Genomic DNA, 17,196 nt, shown 5'->3' with positions numbered 1-17,196 from the left:
GGAGATGGTGATGCCGGGCGATAACGTGGTGATGACGATTGAGCTGATCGTGCCGGTGGCCATCGAAGAGGGCCTCCGCTTCGCAATCCGCGAGGGTGGTCGCACCGTTGGCGCCGGCGTCGTGACCAAGATCCTTGATTAACGCCTGAGGCCGGATTCGCTGAGCTGCCGGTGGCCTTGCCGCTGCCGGCAGCTTCAAAGTGAAGGGTATACAATGGCCGTGGCCAAAGATACAGAGCGCGACATTCAAGAAAACATCCTCGTGCGCACGTTTCGCGAGACGCGCAGCGAGTTACGGCAAGTCGTTTGGCCAAGCCGCGAAGAGACGATTCGCCTGACGGTGCTCGTGATTGTAGTGTCGTTGGTGATCGGGTTGCTACTTTTTATTAGTGATTCGATCTTCACCTTCCTCTACACGAGCCTCGTGAGCCTCGTCCAGTAAGCTGTTCGCGAACGGGGGCTGCCCATGTCTGAGGAAAAAGAAAAAGAGACTGATGATCGGCGTTGGTACGTGATTCACACGTACTCAGGCTACGAGAATAAAGTAAAGCAAAATCTGGAGCATCGCATTGCCTCGATGGAGATGCAAGACCAGATTTTTCGCGTCATTGTGCCGACCGAAGAAGAGATTGAAATCAAGAATGGCCAGCGCCGCACAGTCAACAAGAAGATCTATCCCGGTTATGTGTTGGTGCAAATGCGCCTGACTGACGATTCGTGGTATGTGGTGCGTAATACGCCGGGTGTGACGAGCTTTGTCGGGCATGGGAATAAGCCGACCCCGCTTGAGGATGAAGAGGTAAAGGCCATTCTGCGCCAGATGGAGGGCGAAGCGCCGAAGGTGCGCGTCAGCTATCAGAAGGGGCAGGCTGTTAAGATTATCGATGGCCCATTCACCGATTTCGAGGGCATCGTTGATGCGATCGACCACGAGCGGGGCCGCGTGCGGGTGCTGGTCTCGTTCTTTGGTCGGGAAGCGCCGGTGGAGCTTGACTTCTTGCAAGTGACCCGGTTGGTTGAGTAAGATGGTTCCGTTATCCGTGACCTCGCCGGCTGCGTGAGGGAGGGAAGGCGTTTCACTGCTTCCCGCTATGTAAGGAGTAGTGTTGTGGCTAAGAAACTTGTCGCAGTTGTCAAGCTGCAGTTGCCGGCTGGTAAGGCGACACCGGCGCCGCCCGTTGGTCCGGCGCTCGGCCAGTACGGCATTAATATCATGGCGTTCGTAAAGGAGTACAATGAGAAGTCGGCTTCGCAAGCCGGCAGCATTGTCCCGGTCGAAATCTCGATCTATAGCGATCGCTCCTTCGTCGCTCGCCTGTTGACGCCGCCAGCGGCTGACCTGTTGCGTAAGGCTGCTGGGGTGCAGAAAGGTGCGAGCAATCCGAAGCGCACCACGGTAGGGTCTATTACCCGCGCCCAGCTGCGCCAGATTGCCCAGCAGAAGCTGCCCGATATGAACGCAAATGATATTGAGGCGGCGGAACGGATTATTGCCGGCACTGCCCGCAGCATGGGCATTAAGATCGTTGAATAAGCGTTGTTAGTTGGTGGGAGGATCAATTGATCCGCCATCACCACCCGGAGTGTTACCATGCCAAAGCACGGAAAAAAGTATCTCGCCGCGCTGGCGAAGATTGATCGCTCGCGTCTCTACACTCCAGCCGAGGCGCTGGCGCTGGTGAAAGAGACGTCGTATGCCAAGTTTGATGCGACGGTCGAAGCGCACCTGCGTCTGGGCATCGATCCGCGTCACGCCGATCAGAATATCCGCACGACGGTTGCGTTGCCCCACGGTACCGGCAAGACGGTGCGGGTGCTCGTCTTCGCGCAGGGTGAGGCGGTGCAGGCAGCGCTCGATGCTGGTGCTGATTACGCTGGGAGCGATGATCTGATTGCCAAGATCGATCGCGAGAATTTCTTCGATTTCGATGTGGCAATCGCAACTCCCGATATGATGGGTAAGGTTGGTCGCATTGGTCGCAAGCTCGGTCCTCGCGGTCTGATGCCAAACCCTAAGAGCGGTACGATAGTGCCGGCTGCCGACCTCGCCCGCACCATCCGCGAAGTTAAGGGTGGCCGTGTTGAATTCCGCAACGATAAAACTGGCATTCTGCACGTGGCGATCGGGAAGGTGAGCTTTACTCCGCAGCAGTTGGCCGAGAATTTTGTCGCCTTGATGGATGCGGTCAAGGCAGCGAAGCCGAGTGGCGCGAAAGGCACGTATATTCGCACTGTGACCCTGACCAGCACGATGGGTCCCGGTGTGCCGGTTGATCCAGCCGCGGCGCAAACCTTTAAGCCGTAACAGTTATATCTATCTCGTGGCTGCCTGAGACAGCCGGTGAGCATGCGCTCGTAATGGCCCCCGTTGGGCCGCCGGCCGAGGTGGTGTCTGAGATGCGATAGCCGTGAGCGTTGCGCTCGCTCTATCGATAGTGCGCAGTGTTTGGCTGCGCTCATCTCGGTCGCTCGGTCTCAGGACGCGAGCGACCATTTTTATTGTGACTTCATCAGAGAGGAGGTGAGATAGATGCCAACGCAGCGCAAGATTGAAACCGTTCATGAGTTGACCGAGAAGCTGCGCCGCGCTCAGTTGGTCGTAGTGGCTGACTATCGTGGGAGTGGTCGTGGCATGACCGTTGCTGATATGACCGAGCTGCGCCGAAAGTTGCGTGAGCACGGTGGCGAAGTCGTGGTGGCGAAAAATACGCTGCTCAAGATTGCTGCGAATCATACCGGTCGCGAGGCGCTTGATCCGTTGCTCTCCGGCCCGACCGCAGTGACCCTTGCTTACGATGATGCGGGGAAGGTGGCGAAGGCGCTGCTTGATTATCTCAAGTCAGGCAATAAGAGCTTTACTGTCCGTGGTGCGTTGCTCGGCAAGACGCTGCTGCCAGCCGATGCGCTTGAGCAGGTGACGAAGCTGCCGTCGCGCGAGCAGGCGCTGGCACAGGTGGTCGGCGGAATCGCAGCGCCGGTTTCCGGTGTGGTTGGTGTGCTCAACGCCGCGATCTCCAATGTGCTGTACGTCTTGCAGGCTCGTATTGATCAATTGCAGCCGCAGAATTCGTAGGAATAGCACAGCAGTGCTGGGCTGTTGGGTACAGCAACGCTGTGCCCGTACAGGGAATGAGGTTATTAGTACTACATAAAGGAGTATACATACCATGTCGAAGATCGATTCGATTATCGAGATGATCGAGGGCCTGAATGTTCTCGAGCTGGTCGAGTTGAAGAAGAAGATGGAAGAGAAGTGGGGCGTGACAGCGGCAGCGCCGGTGATGGCGATGGGTGTTGCCGCGCCAGTGGCTGCTGCCGGTGACGGCGCTGCCGCTGCTGCGCCGGTTGAGGAGAAGACTGAGTTTGATGTCATCCTCAAGGAGGCTGGCCCCAACAAGATTCAGGTCATTAAGGTGGTGCGCGAGCTGACTAGCCTTGGCCTGAAGGAGGCGAAGGATCTGGTTGAGGGTGCGCCCAAGCCGGTGCGCGAGGGTGTGAGCAAGGAAGAGGCTGAGGCGGCTAAGGCCAAGCTGGCTGAAGCTGGTGCTGTGGTCGAGATTAAGTAAGCTGTTTCGTCTCGCGATGGTGTACGGGCACAGCAATGCTGGGCCCGTACACTGTTTCGGCAAGGGTGTGGTATAGTACATACCCGATGAGGCCAATACTGCCACGCGCTTTTCGCGCTGTCGAGCAATTTAGCGAACTGTATGCCACTGTCGCCCCGTCGTTGCACGCGCAGCAAGAACGGGTGCAAGCTTGCTTGCGCTCGGCTATCGACCGGCCAGCGTTACTTGATGCTGTTGTCGCCACACTGCGTAATCGGCAAGGTATTGTTGCCCTCGAGTCGTCGATCGGCGCTGGCGCAACTACCTTGCTCTGCCAGTTGGCGGTGCGCTATGATTGGCCGCTCTGGCTAGCTGATGATGATGACGGCAGCGGTGCGCTGGCGTTCTATGCTCAAATTGCTGCTCTGCGCCGTCCTTCGCTGCCGTTGATCGACCCAGCAGCGTTGACCGATCCTACCGCTTGTGAACGCCTGTTGGCCGAGGTGGCCGATCCTTCCCAGCCGTTGGTGTTGTTGGTCAGTGCTCCCGACCGCGATCGGCAGCCGTTACGCTCGTTGCCGCTGCCATTGCCGTTTGATCTCCCCGCCGGGGTGACGCTGGTGATGCACGGTTCATTGCCGGTCGAACCGGATGCGCGTCTTGTTCTGCCGGTTGCTGATAGTGAGTTGATCCAAACCCAGACGACCTTGCTCGAACTGCGTCACTGTCCGCCACCATGGCGTGCGCCGTTGCTGGCCGCAGCGCAGGGTAATCTGCTCTACTTGAGCTGGGCTGAACGCTGGCTCCATCTCGGTCTGCTCAATAGTGCCGATCTGCCTGCCGATTTAAACCATTTGTTGCTGGATTGGTGGCAAGCGTTGAATCCAACCGAGCGGCGGTTGGCGGTGTTGCTGGCCGCGAGCGGCGAACCGTTGCCAGTAGCGGCGCTGGCCGAGATTAGCGCTGAGCATCCCCATTTGGTGCTCGATCGTTGGGAAGAGCAGGGACTGGTGCATATCAACCTTCGACGCTTGAGCGATGAAGACACCCTGTTGCTGGTACGTTATGCTCATCGCGCTGTGCGCCTCTTTCTGGCTCGCCATACACCCCGCGAGATGGAAGCCGCTCACGGTGAATTGGCGCAATGGTGCGCTGAACGCTTGCGGCGTAATCCCCTCGATCCGGTGAACCGTTACCTTGTGCGCCAACTGGCGCGCCACACCGCGCTGTGCCCGCCGGCTCAGCGACCGGCTCATCTACCGACCGCTCATCAAACTGCGTGGTTGCGTGAACGCGAGTTGCGTGAAGGGCTGGCCGGTGCATTGCGTGATGCTGGTTGGATGCTGTACGATGCCGCCCATGGCCCACCGTTGGCGTTAGCCCGCACTGCGGCGATCACCGGTACGCTCGCGACCCGCGCCCGCCAATTGAGCGGGGAAGTGGTGACGGCGGCGTTCCTCACTGCGATTAAAACCGGTGGTCGCGAGGGTAGCCTGCGCCGGGTGACGGCCATCGTCGAGCAGTTACCCGATGGCGTGCCGAAAGCCGCTGTGCTGCGCCAGCTCGGCGAAGCATGCTACAGCGTCAATATGCGCAGTGCCGCAATGCGCTTGCTCTCGCGCGCGCTTGATCTTGAGGCGCAACCGGTGTCACGGGCATGGCGCGATGCGCGTGATCAGGCGATCGAGGCCTTGGCGACGGCTTGCCTTGAGGCGGGTGATATTGAGCGAGCCTTGGCTTGCGCTGAACAAATCGATCTGCTCGAACGGCGCGCTCACGTTGAGACGCTAGTTGTGCGCCGGTTATTGGTCGATGGCCAGTATGATCACGCCTGGCGGCTGTCGCGTGCGATACTGCATGAGAACCGAGCCGCATGGGCGCAGGCTGAGGTGGCGGTTGCATTAGTCCGGATCGGTGATCCACGGGGCGAGATGTTGCTCGAAGAATTGAAAGTTGAGACGGCGCGGGCATGGGCCGAGATCGAGTTGGCGTGTGACCTCGCGTTGCGCAACGAAGAGGCGGCGTTTCAACGCATAGCGGCCTTGGCGAGCCCGCATCAGCGTGATCGTGGCTTAGCCCGCCTTGCCCGGGTCTTTGCGCTGGCCGATAAGGATGGTGATGCGCTGGCTGCCGCCGAACGGATTAGCAACCGCGAGTTACGGGTTACAACCCTGCTTGAGTTGCGGTTGTTGTTGCAAGGGTTGGTCGCCAATCTCGCCACCGAGCGCGCGACACGCGAGATTGATGCCTTGCAAGGCGAGGATCGTCCGATCTTGCTTGCGGCTTTGGCCTCGGCCCATGCCGCTATTGGCCGCAAGGATCGGGCGCTGGCGATTGCGTATCAGTTAAACGGCGAAGAGTTGGAACGCGCTTTGTCGCGGGTCGCGGTGGCCTGCGCTCAGGCGGGTGATTATACCGGCGCCCAAGAGGTGTTGGCTGCGATGACCGATGACGATGAGCGCGATTGGGCGCGCGATGAGATTGCGCGTTCGTTGGCGGCAATTGGTGATTGGGATGCGGCAAGTGCGCAAGCTGCGGCCATTGTGGCCGAGGACCAACGGGCGCGCACGAGTGCTGATCTGGCGATCACGCGCGCGCGGGCCGGTGAGGTGCTCGTTGCCGTCGATATGATCCGCACAATTGAGGTGGCCAGCGAACGCGGGCGCGCCTTGGTTATGATTGCGCCATTGTTGTCGGCAACCGATACTGAGTTGGCCGACCGTTTGGCTGACGAATTGCTGACTGGCGAGGTGCGCAATCGCTACCGCGCGGCGCTGGCTGTGGCGCTCGTCGAGCGTGGCGAGGTGACAACGGCTGCCGCTATTGCGCGCCGGATTCGCCGCCGTAATGAACGAGTACGCGCTGAATTGGCGATTGTGGCCGCGCTCGATCCTGCCGATCCGATGACGCTGCACCGGCTGGCGAGCACACTGGGCAAGGCAGCAATTGGGCGCGAAGAAATGTTTCATGCGCTGAGTTTAGTTGTGCCGATGTTGCAGCGCATGGGTGGTACGCAGTTGTTGGCCGAACTGGCGGCGGCGATTGTCGCCGATGATCGCGCTTAGCGTACCCGGCTTTCTACTGGCCGGCAGCATCGTCCCCTATCCGCTTCGCATCTGCCAAAAACAAAGCGCCGCGAACACCCAGAGGAACTCGCGTACCGTTGCTACCTTTCGGTCCTGGCGGGGTTCCGCAAGTATCTGCCGTTCGCGGCACTAGCTCATTATACTCCAAAATCGCGATTGCGCAACTCTTGCATCTACGAGTAGGCGTGGTATTATTCGAGACAACTGTAGTTGTAGGAGGACGCATGAGCAACGAAACCTCGCCTCGCCCTGTCAAGCGTTACGCGCGCATTGCCCCCCTCTACAAAGCACTGATCTGGACATCGTTCATCATGAATGCAGTGCTACTCGTGGTGCTGGGGATTGTGATTGGGATTTTGGTGATGAACCAGCGCCAAGTGGCGCAATTGGCCGAGAGTTTGCCGGTCTTTGCCGCCAATAATTTGGCTGAGTTGCAAGATGTTGTTGATCACCTTGAATCAGCGACGATTGTCTATACGGTGCCGTTGAGCACACGCTTGCCGATCGAGCTGGATGTGCCGATCAATGGCGCAACGATCATGACCGAGCGCAATGTTGTGAAATTGACCGAGCCGGTTTCGTTGCAGGCGCCGGCCCAGATCACGTTTCCCGGCGGCGGCGGCAATCTCAATGCCAGTGTGGCAATCGTTTTGCCCGCCGGGCTTGAATTGCCGGTCGATTTGAATATGAATGTCAAGCTGGTGACATCGATCCCGGTTGAACTTGATGTGCCGGTGAACATCCCACTCGCCGAAACCGAACTGGGGCCGCAATTCACTCGGCTCAGCGCGATTGTTGATCGGTTAGTCGAGCCGGTCGCGCCGTTGTTGCCGATGCCGGAGACCCCGCCGGATAGCAGCAAGCCGCAATGAAGCCTAACCGTGAAGTGTTCACCGGGATAACGCTCGCTGCCGAGCGCGGCGTCACTCGATGGCGGTTAGTAGCGCTACTGCCGCACGCTATGCTAGTGGCTACACTTACTCCCCGCGCAGTTGTTCAGGGCCAAAGCCAAAGGGCAACAACTCAGCCGGGGTGGTCAAGCGGCGTTCGCTCGTGTCGGCGTTGAGCAGAATGATCTGGGCGCGTGGGGCTAATTCAAAAATCACTTGCCGGCACGCGCCGCACGGGCTTGCAACGGTAGCGGTCGGCGTCACCACCGCTAGCGCTGTCACGGGTTCGGTTGTAGCCATATGCGCGTTGAACAGCGCTACCCGCTCGGCGCAGATCGTTAACGGGTACGAGGCATTTTCAATGTTTGCGCCGCTAAAGATCTGCCCATCCGCCGTGAGTACGGCTGCGCCGACGGCAAACTGCGAATAGGGCGCATAAGCGCGGCTTTGGGCCGTCAACGCAGCGGCAACGAGTCGATCAAGGACTGCTTGATCCATGCGCTTCTTTGGTTAGCGGCAATATAGGATTTTCGGCCTCCGCCGGCGCTGCCGCCTCTACCTCTTCCGGCGTATGCCGCACAATGTGCAACCGTTCGGCACGAATGCCTTTCAATGAGAGTACTGTTATCGTGACGTCACCGCAGGTCACTTCGTCACCCACTCGCGGAATCCGACCTAACTGCTCGTACACCAAGCCACCGATCCGATCGGCAGTCGTTGCTGGGAATTCTACTTCCAACAATTCGGCCACATCATCAATCGGGACACGAGCATCGACGATAAACTCGCGCGGCCCCACTTCCACAATCGCCGGCTCTTCGGTGTCGTACTCGTCGCGGATTTCGCCGACGATCTGTTCGAGCAAATCCTCTAGGGTGACGATACCAGCGGTGCCGCCATACTCATCGACTACAATCGCCATGTGAACGCGCCGGCGCTGCAAATCTTCCAAGAGCGCCTTAACCTTCATCGTCACCGGCACAAAATAGGCCGGGCGCAAGAGATCGCGCAGTGGCGTATCGCGCTTGCCGTCGCGTAAAACAGGGATAAGGTCTTTGGCGTACAGAATGCCGACCACATTATCAATTGTCTCTTCGTAGACCGGAATGCGCGAGTGACCGCGGGTGATCGCCATATCGAGCGCGCGGTCGAGCGAGCTATTGACTTCAAGCGCGGCCACATCAACGCGCGGGATCATAATCTCGCGCACCAGCGTGTCACCGAAGTCCATGACTCCCTCGATCATTTCACGCTCTTCGTGTTCGATCCAACCCGCCTCTTCACCGGCGCTCATCATCAGCCGCAGCTCTTCTTCTGTCACTAGCGGCGTCGGCGGGGCCGGTTTGCCGCTTAAGAGGGTGAAAATGGGGCGGGTCATGGCATTGATCACGGCCATCAACGGCCACAAGATCGTGGCGACAATCACCAGCGGGCGGGCCAGCACCAACAGGGTGGTGTCGGGGTTGCGGCGCGCGAGCGCCTTGGCCACCACTTCGCTCAGCAGCAGAATAGCAAACAGGAGAGCAGCCAAACTGCCAATGAGCGCATTGATGCCATACAGTGCCGTGAGTTGGATGGTCAACGCGGTGACGGTAATGGTCAAGACAGCATTGAGAAAGATGATGGCCGATTTGATCCGGTACGGCTCATCGAGAAAATGGGCCGTAAAGCGGCGCGTGCCAAGACCGGCTGAGGCGAGTAAGGCGCTCAGGCGAGGGCGGCTTACCGTCATCAAGACTGTATCGGCAGCCGAAGTAATGCCGAGGAAGATAAGGCACAGGCCAATGCCGATGATCAACGAATTAGGACCGGGGTCCTCCAAGTTAATCATCCTCCTTCCGCAGCGCAGAATGGCGCGATCACTCTGCTATAGTGCCCGAAGCTGCGAGAGCGTTCGGGCGCAATATGCCTGCGTAACTATGAAAACAGCGCGCTGAGTGACAGATCTTTGTGGATCCGCATAATTGCTTCAGCAAACAGCGGCGCGACGCTAATTGTGCGCACGCGCGCTGCGGTTGCCTCAGGCGGTTGGGGAATGGTATTGGTGACAATCGTCTCGATCAGGTCAGATTTTGCAATCAGTTGCAACGCATTGTCGGCAAAGATGCCATGGGTTGCGCAAGCGTAGACAGCGCGCGCGCCGCGGGCCAGCAGGGTATGCGCTGCTTCGATCAGTGTGCCGCCGGTTGAAATCATATCGTCAACGATAATCGCCGTCTTGCCCTCAACTTCGCCGACCATCTCGATCACTTCGGCGGTATCGGGTTCGAGGCGCTGCTTAGCAATGATCGCTAAGCCGGCGCCGATCCGTTCGCGGAAGCGGTTGGCCCGCCCCACGCCGCCGGCATCAGGTGAGACCACGACCGGATTGGGAAGGTTGAGTTCGCGGATGTAGTCGGCCAATAATGGCGATGCCTGCAAGTGATCGACCGGAATATCGAAAAAGCCTTCGATTGCCGGCGCATGCAAGTCCATAGTCAGCACCCGATCGGCGCCAGCGGTACGGATCAAGTTGGCGACCAGCTTAGCCGTAATCGGCTCGCGCCCCGATGTCTTCTTTTCTTGCTTGGCGTAACCGTAATAAGGAATGACTGCCGTCACCCGCGCGGCTGAGGCGCGCCGGAAGGCGTCGATCATAATCAACAGTTCCATCAGATGGTGATCTACCGGCGTGCAGGTGGGCTGGATCACAAAGACATCGCAGCCGCGCACATTGTCGTGGATCTTGACCCGCGTCTCGCCGTTCTTGAAGGTGCCGACCAGCGCCCGCCCCAGATTGATGCGCAGGTTGCGGGCAATCTCTTGCGCTAACGCCGGGTTGGCGTTGCCGGTGAAAATGAGCAGGCGACCATCCATGATGCAGTCGTTCTTTCTTGAATAGAAACGCGCAGCGAGCATGCTCACTGCGCACGTATCAATCAATTGACCGAGCCAGAAATCCTGACCACCATTGCCGAGAGCAGATTGTGCGGGTTCAGTCGTTTCATTGCCTGTGGCACGGTTGTTACTATGGCTGCCGGGCTAGGACTCGAACCTAGACTAACGGATCCAAAGTCCGCTGTGCTACCATTACACCACCCGGCATCACGTCAAGTATTATACCATAAGCTTGAAATTGTGTTGTCAATCGCGCGCTGTATTTGGTTGGCCGCTCTATGCTACACTAAGAGCGGTATAACTCAATCCAAGGAGTTTTCGCATGACCGATACCCAAAAGATTATCTTCTCGATGTACCGGGTGGGCAAGGTGGTGCCACCCAATCGCGAAATCCTGAAAGATATCAGCCTCTCGTTTTTCTACGGCGCCAAGATTGGGGTGATCGGCGTCAATGGTTCGGGCAAGAGTTCGCTCTTGCGGATTATGGCCGGTCTCGATCAAGACTACACTGGCGAGATCACCCGCGCCCCCGGTTATACGATTGGCCTGCTCGAACAAGAACCACACCTCGACAATACCAAGACGGTGCGTGAAGTGGTCGAAGAGGGCATGGCCGAGACGGTGGCCCTGCTGCGCCGCTACGACGAGATCACCGAGCAGTTTAACAACCCTGATGCCGATTACGATGCCTTGATCGCCGAGCAGGCCGAACTGCAAGACAAGATCGATCACGTTGACGGCTGGAATCTCGATAGCCGGCTAGAGCTGGCGATGGACGCGCTGCGCTGTCCGCCCGGTGATACCCCAGTGGCGGTGTTGTCGGGCGGTGAGCGCCGCCGGGTGGCACTCTGCCGATTGCTGTTGCAGCAGCCCGATATTCTGTTGCTTGATGAGCCGACCAACCACCTTGATGCCGAGTCAGTGGCGTGGTTGGAACGGCATCTGCAAGAGTACAAAGGCACCGTGATCGCCGTGACCCACGATCGTCACTTCCTCAACAATGTTGCTGGCTGGATTCTCGAACTCGAACGCGGGCACGGCATTCCGTGGCGGGGCAACTATTCGAGTTGGCTTGAGCAGAAACGGCAGAAGCTGGCCGAGACCGAGAAGGCTGAATCGCAGCGTCAAAAGGCCCTCCAGCGCGAGTTGGAATGGATCAATATGGCGCCCAAGGGCCGCCATGCCAAGTCGAAGGCGCGCATCGCCGCCTACGAGCGGTTGCTCAGCGAGAGCCAAGACCAGCGCGACCGCGAGCTTGAGATCTACATCCCACCCGGTCCCCGACTTGGCGATCTGGTGATCCGGGCTACCAACGTAACCAAAGCCTACGGCGATAAACTGCTCTACGAAAATCTGAGCTTCGATGTGCCGCCGGGAGCGATTGTGGGTATCGTTGGTCCTAACGGTGCCGGTAAGACGACCCTGTTCCGCATGATTGTCGGCCAAGAGCAACCCGATAGCGGTACGCTTGAAGTTGGCGCTTCCGTCAAGCTCGGCTACGTCGATCAGAGCCGTGAGGTGCTCGATCCCAAGCAAACGGTCTGGGAAGCGATTACCGAAGGGAACGACCAGATTGTGCTGGGGGGGAGGCAAGTTAACTCACGTGCCTACTGTGCTCGCTTCAACTTTAGTGGCAGCGATCAGCAGAAACTGGTGGGTAGCCTTTCGGGCGGCGAACGCAATCGCGTCCATCTCGCTCGCATCCTCAAGTCGGGGGCAAACGTTTTGCTGCTCGACGAGCCGACCAACGATCTCGACGTGCATACCCTGCGCGCGCTGGAAGAAGGGTTAGAGAACTTCGCCGGCTGTGCGCTGATCATCTCGCACGACCGCTGGTTCCTCGATCGGGTTGCCACTCACATGCTCGCGTTTGAAGGCGACAGCCAAGTCGTGTGGTTCCCCGGGACCTATTCGGAATACGCTGCCGATTATCGCCGCCGCAAAGGGGCCGAGGCCGATCACCCGCACCGGATTGTCTACCGCAAATTGACCCGATAACCGGCAAGAACAACCGGAGGAGTCAAGGTGTACCGCAGGACGCTCCTCGGTGTGCTTGACGCTGACAACGTCTGTCGGCTACAATATTTTGTCTGCAACTATCATCACGATCTGCAAAGGAGCGCGTTATGACTGCTCATACCGACACGGCAAAGATGCCTGCTGAGTATATGCCCGAACCGGTGCCCGGCCCGCGCGCGCAGGCGTTGGTAGCCCGCGATCACGAAGTGATTGCGCCGTTGGGGCGTGTGTATCCGCTCGCCATCGATCATGCCCAAGGTTGTGAAGTGTGGGATGTTGATGGGAACCGGTTTCTCGATATGAATGCGGGAATTGCCGTGCTGGCCGCCGGTCATTGCCACCCGCGCCTCATGAAGGTGGCGCAAGAGCAGTTGCAGCGGTTTACCCACATGGCCGGCACCGATTTTTACAACGAGCCGATGGTGCGGGCGGCTGAAAAGCTGGTTTCGCTGATGCCCGGCGGTAAGGGCTGGCAGGTCTTTTTCACCAATAGCGGCACCGAAGCGGTTGAGGCGAGCATTAAATTGGCCCGCTACGCTACCGGTCGCCAGAATATTATCGCTTTCTACGGCGCGTTTCACGGGCGCAGCTACGGCAGTCTCTCGCTGACGGCCTCCAAGCCGCGCCAACGTCGCGGCTTTTTTCCGCTGCTGCCGGGCGTGAGCCATACGTATTATCCCAATTGTTATCGCTGTCCGATTAACCTCCGATTCCCCTCGTGCGAGATCGCGTGTCTTGATCTGATCGAGCGCACGCTCTTCAAGACCACTACGCCCCCGGAAGAGGTGGCGGCGATCATTATCGAGCCGATTCAGGGCGAAGGCGGCTATGTCGTGCCGCCACCCGGTGCCTTAGCCCGTCTGCGCTCGATCTGTGATCGCTACGGTATATTGCTGATCGTTGATGAAGTACAGAGCGGTGTTGGCCGCACCGGCAAGATGTGGGCCTTTGAGCATGAGGGCATTGTGCCTGACATCGTGGCCTCGGCTAAAGGGTTGGGCGGCGGTTTGCCGCTAGGAGCTATGATTGCGCGTACCGAATTGGCTCGCCAGTGGCAGCCCGGTTCGCACGGCAATACCTACGGCGGCAATGGCCTCACCTGTGCCGTGGCGTATGAATTGCTCTGCATGGTCGAAGAAGAGCTGATGGCGAATGCGGCGACAGTTGGTGCTTATCTGCTCGAACAGTTGCAGGCGTTGCAGCAGCGCTTCCCGCAGATTGGTGCGGTGCGCGGGCGCGGGTTGATGATCGGGGTCGAGTTTGTTGATGCCCAAGGTAACCCCGCCGGCGCGTTGGCCGATGCCGTCATGGAGGAGAGCTTCCGCAAGGGGTTGCTGGTGTTGACCTGTGGCGCTTCGACTGTCCGGTTCTGCCCGCCGCTAACCATCACTATGGCGCAGGCTGATGAGGCCGTGGCCCGGTTTGCGTTGGCGATTGAAGCATGCGTTGCCGGCAAAGGTAGCGCCGCCTATGATGCAGGGTTGGCCGCTTAGCTGTATACTGGTAAGAGAATATAATCTGGCTGGCGCAACTACAATGAGGTGATGATGCCTGCTAGGATACTGGGTGTACGCCGTTTTGATGGATCAATCGCATGACCGCTCCTGAAGCGACAAAGCAACCAGTCCTCTTTGGCCGGTATCGTGTTCACGAAGCGCTTGGTGAGTCACGGTTGGCTGCTGTCTACAAGGCGACTGACTTACGTCTGCAACGGACGGTCTTGATCCATCTGTTGCGCAAAGAATTGCGCGACAATCCGCGTAAACGCGCGCAGTTTCTGGCCGAGGCAGCCCAGAGTGCGCGCCGATCGCATCCGGTGTTGCTTGAAGTGTTTGATAGCGGTGAGAGTGGTGACCGGCCCTTTGTGATCACCGAAGCGGTGGAGGGCCGGCCTTTGTTTGGCATCGGCGCATTGAGCGTGGCGCAAGCACTCTTGATCGTGCGGCAAGTGGCCGAAGCAATCGCGCTCTGCCAGCGCCACCGTTCGGCTGAATTGCCGCTCGGTCTTGCCCATCCGCCGATTAGCAGCGCCAACCTCTTGTTAGTTGGCGATGGGCAGGTCAAGTTAGTGGACGGTTGGTTCTTTGCGCCAACGATGATCCCAGCCGATCTGGCTCATTATCGCGCGCCCGAACTCAGTGCCGGCCAGCCGCCGCAGCTTTCCAGCGCGGTATACGCTTTAGGCATTTTGCTCTTTGAGCTGATCACCGGCCAACGCCCGATTCACGGCGACGATGCGCAGGCCACCGCGTTGGCTCATCTTACCCAGTCGGTGCCGCCTCTAGCCCGCATCCGTCCAACGATGTACCTGCCATCGGTGGAACGGCTGATCGCACAGGCGACTGCTCGTGATCCGGCCCAGCGCTTCCCTGATGCGCAAGCGTTGGCATTGGCGATTAACGATCTCTGGCGCGAGTTGACGGTGCAGACCCGCCGGTTAGTGGTGCAACCGGCAGCCACTGCTCGTCCTCCTATCGATAGTGGAGCGCAGCGCCAGCCGGTAACGCCGCCGGCAGCTCCTTATCTCCGCCCGGCGCCAACTCATCCATACGATCTTCGCAGCCGGATGAGCCGCGTGCTGACCAATTCGTTTGACATCGACCAGTTTCGTCGGTATAACTTGAGCCGGAGCCTGATGGGTTGGCTGGTTATGGTCACGCTCTTGCTGATAGTGGCCGGGGGTTCGTTTTGGGCGGTAACATGGGCGATTGGGCGGTTTGGTTGGGGTGATGCGCCGCGCTTGCCCGATCTGCCGGCGTGGTCGTTGCCTGAGCTGAGTTGGCCGGGCAATGCCGCTCCTGAGCTTTATGTGGTCAATATTGCCGAAGGGTTGAATCTCCGGTCGGCGCCAAACGCCCAACCTGACAATATTGTTACTGTTGTGCCAAATGGGGTTGTGGTGCGCAAACTGGAAGGGCCGGTGATGGCCGATAATATCCCGTGGCTCAAAGTGCAGTTGGAGTTGAATGGCCAGACCATCGAGGGCTGGATGTCGCTCAACTATTTACGTCCGCAACCGTAGGAGAGAGATGGTGGCAGAGGAAGCGGAAATGCGTGAATTGCTCGGCGAGCGGGTTCGCATTCGGCCATGGCGGCGAGCCGATACGCTGATGCAAGAGCGCTGGCCACGCTATAGCGAACCGTTCAGCTCACTGTGGAATATTCCGCGACCATACCAACCCGGTCAAGATGATAGTCATTGGACGGGCACCACTGAGGCGTGGGCGATTGATCTGAAGTCAGGCCAACTTATCGGGCGCATCTCGTTGCGCGAGATCGACCGGCAGTGGCAGTCGGCCCGGTTAGGGATTTCGTTGGCCCAGCCGTATGTAGGGCAGGGTTTAGGCGGTGAGGCGTTGCGCCTCTTTCTTGCCTACTATTTCGGTTCGCTCGGTTATCAGCGGATGGTGCTCGATGTTGCTGCTTTTAATCTGCGCGCGGTGCGTTGCTATCAACGGCTCGGTTTTGTCGGCGTAGGCAGCGAATGGCGGCGCATTGGTAATGAACCGGTGCTCCGCTTATTGGATGATCACCAGTATCAACACCTGCGCCCCCATTTTCGGCGCAACCGGTTTGATGCGCAGGTCGAATTTTACGAGATGGAACTCACGCGCGAGGCATGGCTAGCCGCGGGTGGCTCGTTGATATAGGGAGAAGATAATGTCACTTATCGCCGGAAATCTTGCTATCGTCCAACGCCTGCTCGACGGCGATCAGATGGCATGGGCCGTGATCGGTGGCGCGGCTGCTCATTTATACGGTGATCGGCGTCCGCTCAACGATGTGGATATTCTAGTGCAGCGGGGCGCGTTGCCGCGGATTATCCAATTATTGCAACAATCGCACAAAGCGGTGCAATCAGATGGTTCGCGGGTGATCTGGCGCGGGATCAAGTTATTCGAAGATTTAACGGTGCGTTGCGGTGCTGCCAGCCATCCCTTCTGGCTCGACGAACCGATGCAGCACCACCGCCGCCGGATGCCATTACTCGGCGCGCAAGTCTATGTCGCTGCGCCGGAAGATATTGTGGCCCACAAACTGCTGTTGCAGCGCGGGCCAGAGCAAGGGAAGCACGATATCAATGATGTTGCCGGGATCATCCGGCGCTGTCAACTCGACGTAACCTACCTTGCAGCGCGGCTCAAAACAATGGGCGCGCTTGACATTGTTCGCCCCCATTTAAGCAAGTTTGGGGTAGTGTTGCCATCGTCGTAACGGTATGCTACGACGATGAAGCTTTCGTTTGGCATTGCGCACAGCGGCCAAACAATTGCAGCAAATGCCCCTCGACGCTAAAGCCGGTCTCTTTGGCAACACGGGCTAGCATCTGTTCTAGATCACAGCCTTCAAAACTGATAACCGCGCCGCATTGCGTGCAGACCAGATGATGAAGATGGCCGGGATGGCAGGGTACGTAACCTTCTTCACCGACCGAGCCATGGATACGGGCAAGCCAACCGCTGGCGTGCAGTTGCTCGATCGTGCGATAGACGGTTGCCCGCCCCGGTGCCTCGTTGTGAGTGCAGAGATCGGCGTAGAGTTGCTCGGCGCTGAACGGAGCGCAGTACGATACGATCGTCTCGATCACGCGGAGGCGGGGTCCGGTGATGCGAAGGCCACTGCGTTGCCATGCGGCGCGCACACCGCTTAACCAAGCTTGGGTGTCGATTGGTGGTTGCAGCGATGGAGAGATAGAGGCTGCCATAAGCTACTTCCCGTCTAGTCAACGTGCGAGGGTAGAGCAGCGTATGAGCCGCTTCAACCCTCGCACGTCATCC

17 protein-coding genes, 1 tRNA gene, 1 other RNA gene and 1 pseudogene are annotated in these 17,196 nt (G+C 58.7%); 14 read left to right on the top strand and 6 right to left on the bottom strand.

What is annotated here, in order from left to right; translation table 11 throughout:
- The 8 genes and pseudogenes from tuf to Q1A00_RS02045 form a co-directional block, all read left to right on the top strand.
- Positions 1-142 (top strand): annotated as a pseudogene (tuf, locus tag Q1A00_RS02080) (elongation factor Tu); the annotation flags it as partial.
- Positions 143-214: 72 nt separating this feature from the next.
- Positions 215-442, top strand: coding sequence for a preprotein translocase subunit SecE (secE, locus tag Q1A00_RS02075; RefSeq protein WP_299755003.1), 228 nt, complete (start codon positions 215-217; stop codon positions 440-442).
- 24 nt (positions 443-466) lie between these two features.
- Positions 467-1,024, top strand: coding sequence for a transcription termination/antitermination protein NusG (gene nusG / locus Q1A00_RS02070; RefSeq protein ID WP_066787822.1), 558 nt, complete (start codon positions 467-469; stop codon positions 1,022-1,024).
- A gap of 84 nt (positions 1,025-1,108) precedes the next feature.
- Positions 1,109-1,534 (top strand): 50S ribosomal protein L11, encoded by a 426-nt coding sequence (gene rplK / locus Q1A00_RS02065; protein ID WP_298404073.1) that lies wholly within the window; start codon positions 1,109-1,111, stop codon positions 1,532-1,534.
- Between the two features lie 57 nt (positions 1,535-1,591).
- On the top strand, positions 1,592-2,305 hold the full coding sequence (gene rplA / locus Q1A00_RS02060; protein ID WP_298404074.1) for a 50S ribosomal protein L1: 714 nt from the start codon (positions 1,592-1,594) through the stop codon (positions 2,303-2,305).
- 225 nt (positions 2,306-2,530) lie between these two features.
- Complete coding sequence (gene rplJ, locus Q1A00_RS02055) at positions 2,531-3,073, top strand: 50S ribosomal protein L10 (RefSeq protein WP_298404076.1); 543 nt, start codon at positions 2,531-2,533, stop codon at positions 3,071-3,073.
- A gap of 94 nt (positions 3,074-3,167) precedes the next feature.
- Positions 3,168-3,566 (top strand): 50S ribosomal protein L7/L12, encoded by a 399-nt coding sequence (rplL, locus tag Q1A00_RS02050; RefSeq protein WP_298404079.1) that lies wholly within the window; start codon positions 3,168-3,170, stop codon positions 3,564-3,566.
- Between the two features lie 86 nt (positions 3,567-3,652).
- Positions 3,653-6,610, top strand: coding sequence for a hypothetical protein (locus Q1A00_RS02045; protein WP_298404082.1), 2,958 nt, complete (start codon positions 3,653-3,655; stop codon positions 6,608-6,610).
- 56 nt (positions 6,611-6,666) lie between these two features.
- Here Q1A00_RS02045 and ffs read toward each other — a convergent pair.
- Positions 6,667-6,765, bottom strand: an RNA gene (gene ffs / locus Q1A00_RS02040) — signal recognition particle sRNA small type.
- A gap of 90 nt (positions 6,766-6,855) precedes the next feature.
- On the opposite strand from ffs, the gene Q1A00_RS02035 reads away from it, so the two are divergent.
- Positions 6,856-7,503 (top strand): hypothetical protein, encoded by a 648-nt coding sequence (locus Q1A00_RS02035; RefSeq protein WP_298404085.1) that lies wholly within the window; start codon positions 6,856-6,858, stop codon positions 7,501-7,503.
- Between the two features lie 105 nt (positions 7,504-7,608).
- Here Q1A00_RS02035 and cdd read toward each other — a convergent pair whose 3' ends face one another.
- From cdd to Q1A00_RS02015, 4 genes are all read right to left on the bottom strand, one after another.
- On the bottom strand, positions 7,609-8,019 hold the full coding sequence (gene cdd / locus Q1A00_RS02030; protein WP_299754996.1) for a cytidine deaminase: 411 nt from the start codon (positions 8,017-8,019) through the stop codon (positions 7,609-7,611).
- Positions 8,000-9,352 (bottom strand): hemolysin family protein, encoded by a 1,353-nt coding sequence (locus Q1A00_RS02025; RefSeq protein ID WP_298404090.1) that lies wholly within the window; start codon positions 9,350-9,352, stop codon positions 8,000-8,002. Before Q1A00_RS02025 ends, cdd begins: the two co-directional genes overlap by 20 nt.
- An 86-nt stretch (positions 9,353-9,438) precedes the next feature.
- The gene (locus Q1A00_RS02020) at positions 9,439-10,377 is read right to left on the bottom strand and encodes a ribose-phosphate pyrophosphokinase (protein WP_298404093.1); all 939 of its coding nucleotides are present in this window, start codon (positions 10,375-10,377) and stop codon (positions 9,439-9,441) included.
- Positions 10,378-10,531: 154 nt separating this feature from the next.
- A tRNA-Gln gene (locus Q1A00_RS02015) sits at positions 10,532-10,605 on the bottom strand.
- Positions 10,606-10,720: 115 nt separating this feature from the next.
- Between Q1A00_RS02015 and ettA the strand changes: the two genes are divergently transcribed.
- From ettA to Q1A00_RS01990, 5 genes are all read left to right on the top strand, one after another.
- Positions 10,721-12,397 (top strand): energy-dependent translational throttle protein EttA, encoded by a 1,677-nt coding sequence (gene ettA / locus Q1A00_RS02010; RefSeq protein ID WP_298404096.1) that lies wholly within the window; start codon positions 10,721-10,723, stop codon positions 12,395-12,397.
- Positions 12,398-12,525: 128 nt separating this feature from the next.
- Positions 12,526-13,911, top strand: coding sequence for an acetyl ornithine aminotransferase family protein (locus Q1A00_RS02005; RefSeq protein ID WP_298404099.1), 1,386 nt, complete (start codon positions 12,526-12,528; stop codon positions 13,909-13,911).
- 101 nt (positions 13,912-14,012) lie between these two features.
- Positions 14,013-15,440 (top strand): protein kinase, encoded by a 1,428-nt coding sequence (locus Q1A00_RS02000; protein ID WP_298482510.1) that lies wholly within the window; start codon positions 14,013-14,015, stop codon positions 15,438-15,440.
- A gap of 28 nt (positions 15,441-15,468) precedes the next feature.
- Positions 15,469-16,068: a GNAT family N-acetyltransferase gene (locus Q1A00_RS01995; protein WP_298404104.1), complete on the top strand. Its 600-nt coding sequence runs from the start codon at positions 15,469-15,471 to the stop codon at positions 16,066-16,068.
- Between the two features lie 10 nt (positions 16,069-16,078).
- Entirely contained in the window at positions 16,079-16,633 is a 555-nt protein-coding gene (locus tag Q1A00_RS01990) for a hypothetical protein (protein ID WP_298404106.1), read from the top strand.
- A gap of 7 nt (positions 16,634-16,640) precedes the next feature.
- On the opposite strand, the gene Q1A00_RS01985 is transcribed toward Q1A00_RS01990, so the two are convergent.
- Positions 16,641-17,123: a Fur family transcriptional regulator gene (locus Q1A00_RS01985; RefSeq protein ID WP_298404108.1), complete on the bottom strand. Its 483-nt coding sequence runs from the start codon at positions 17,121-17,123 to the stop codon at positions 16,641-16,643.
- Between the last annotated feature and the right edge of the window lie 73 nt (positions 17,124-17,196).

The organism is uncultured Chloroflexus sp. (assembly GCF_938091255.1).
GTDB lineage: Bacteria > Chloroflexota > Chloroflexia > Chloroflexales > Chloroflexaceae > Chloroflexus.
This window is presented reverse-complemented; position numbering and strand designations above follow the sequence as displayed.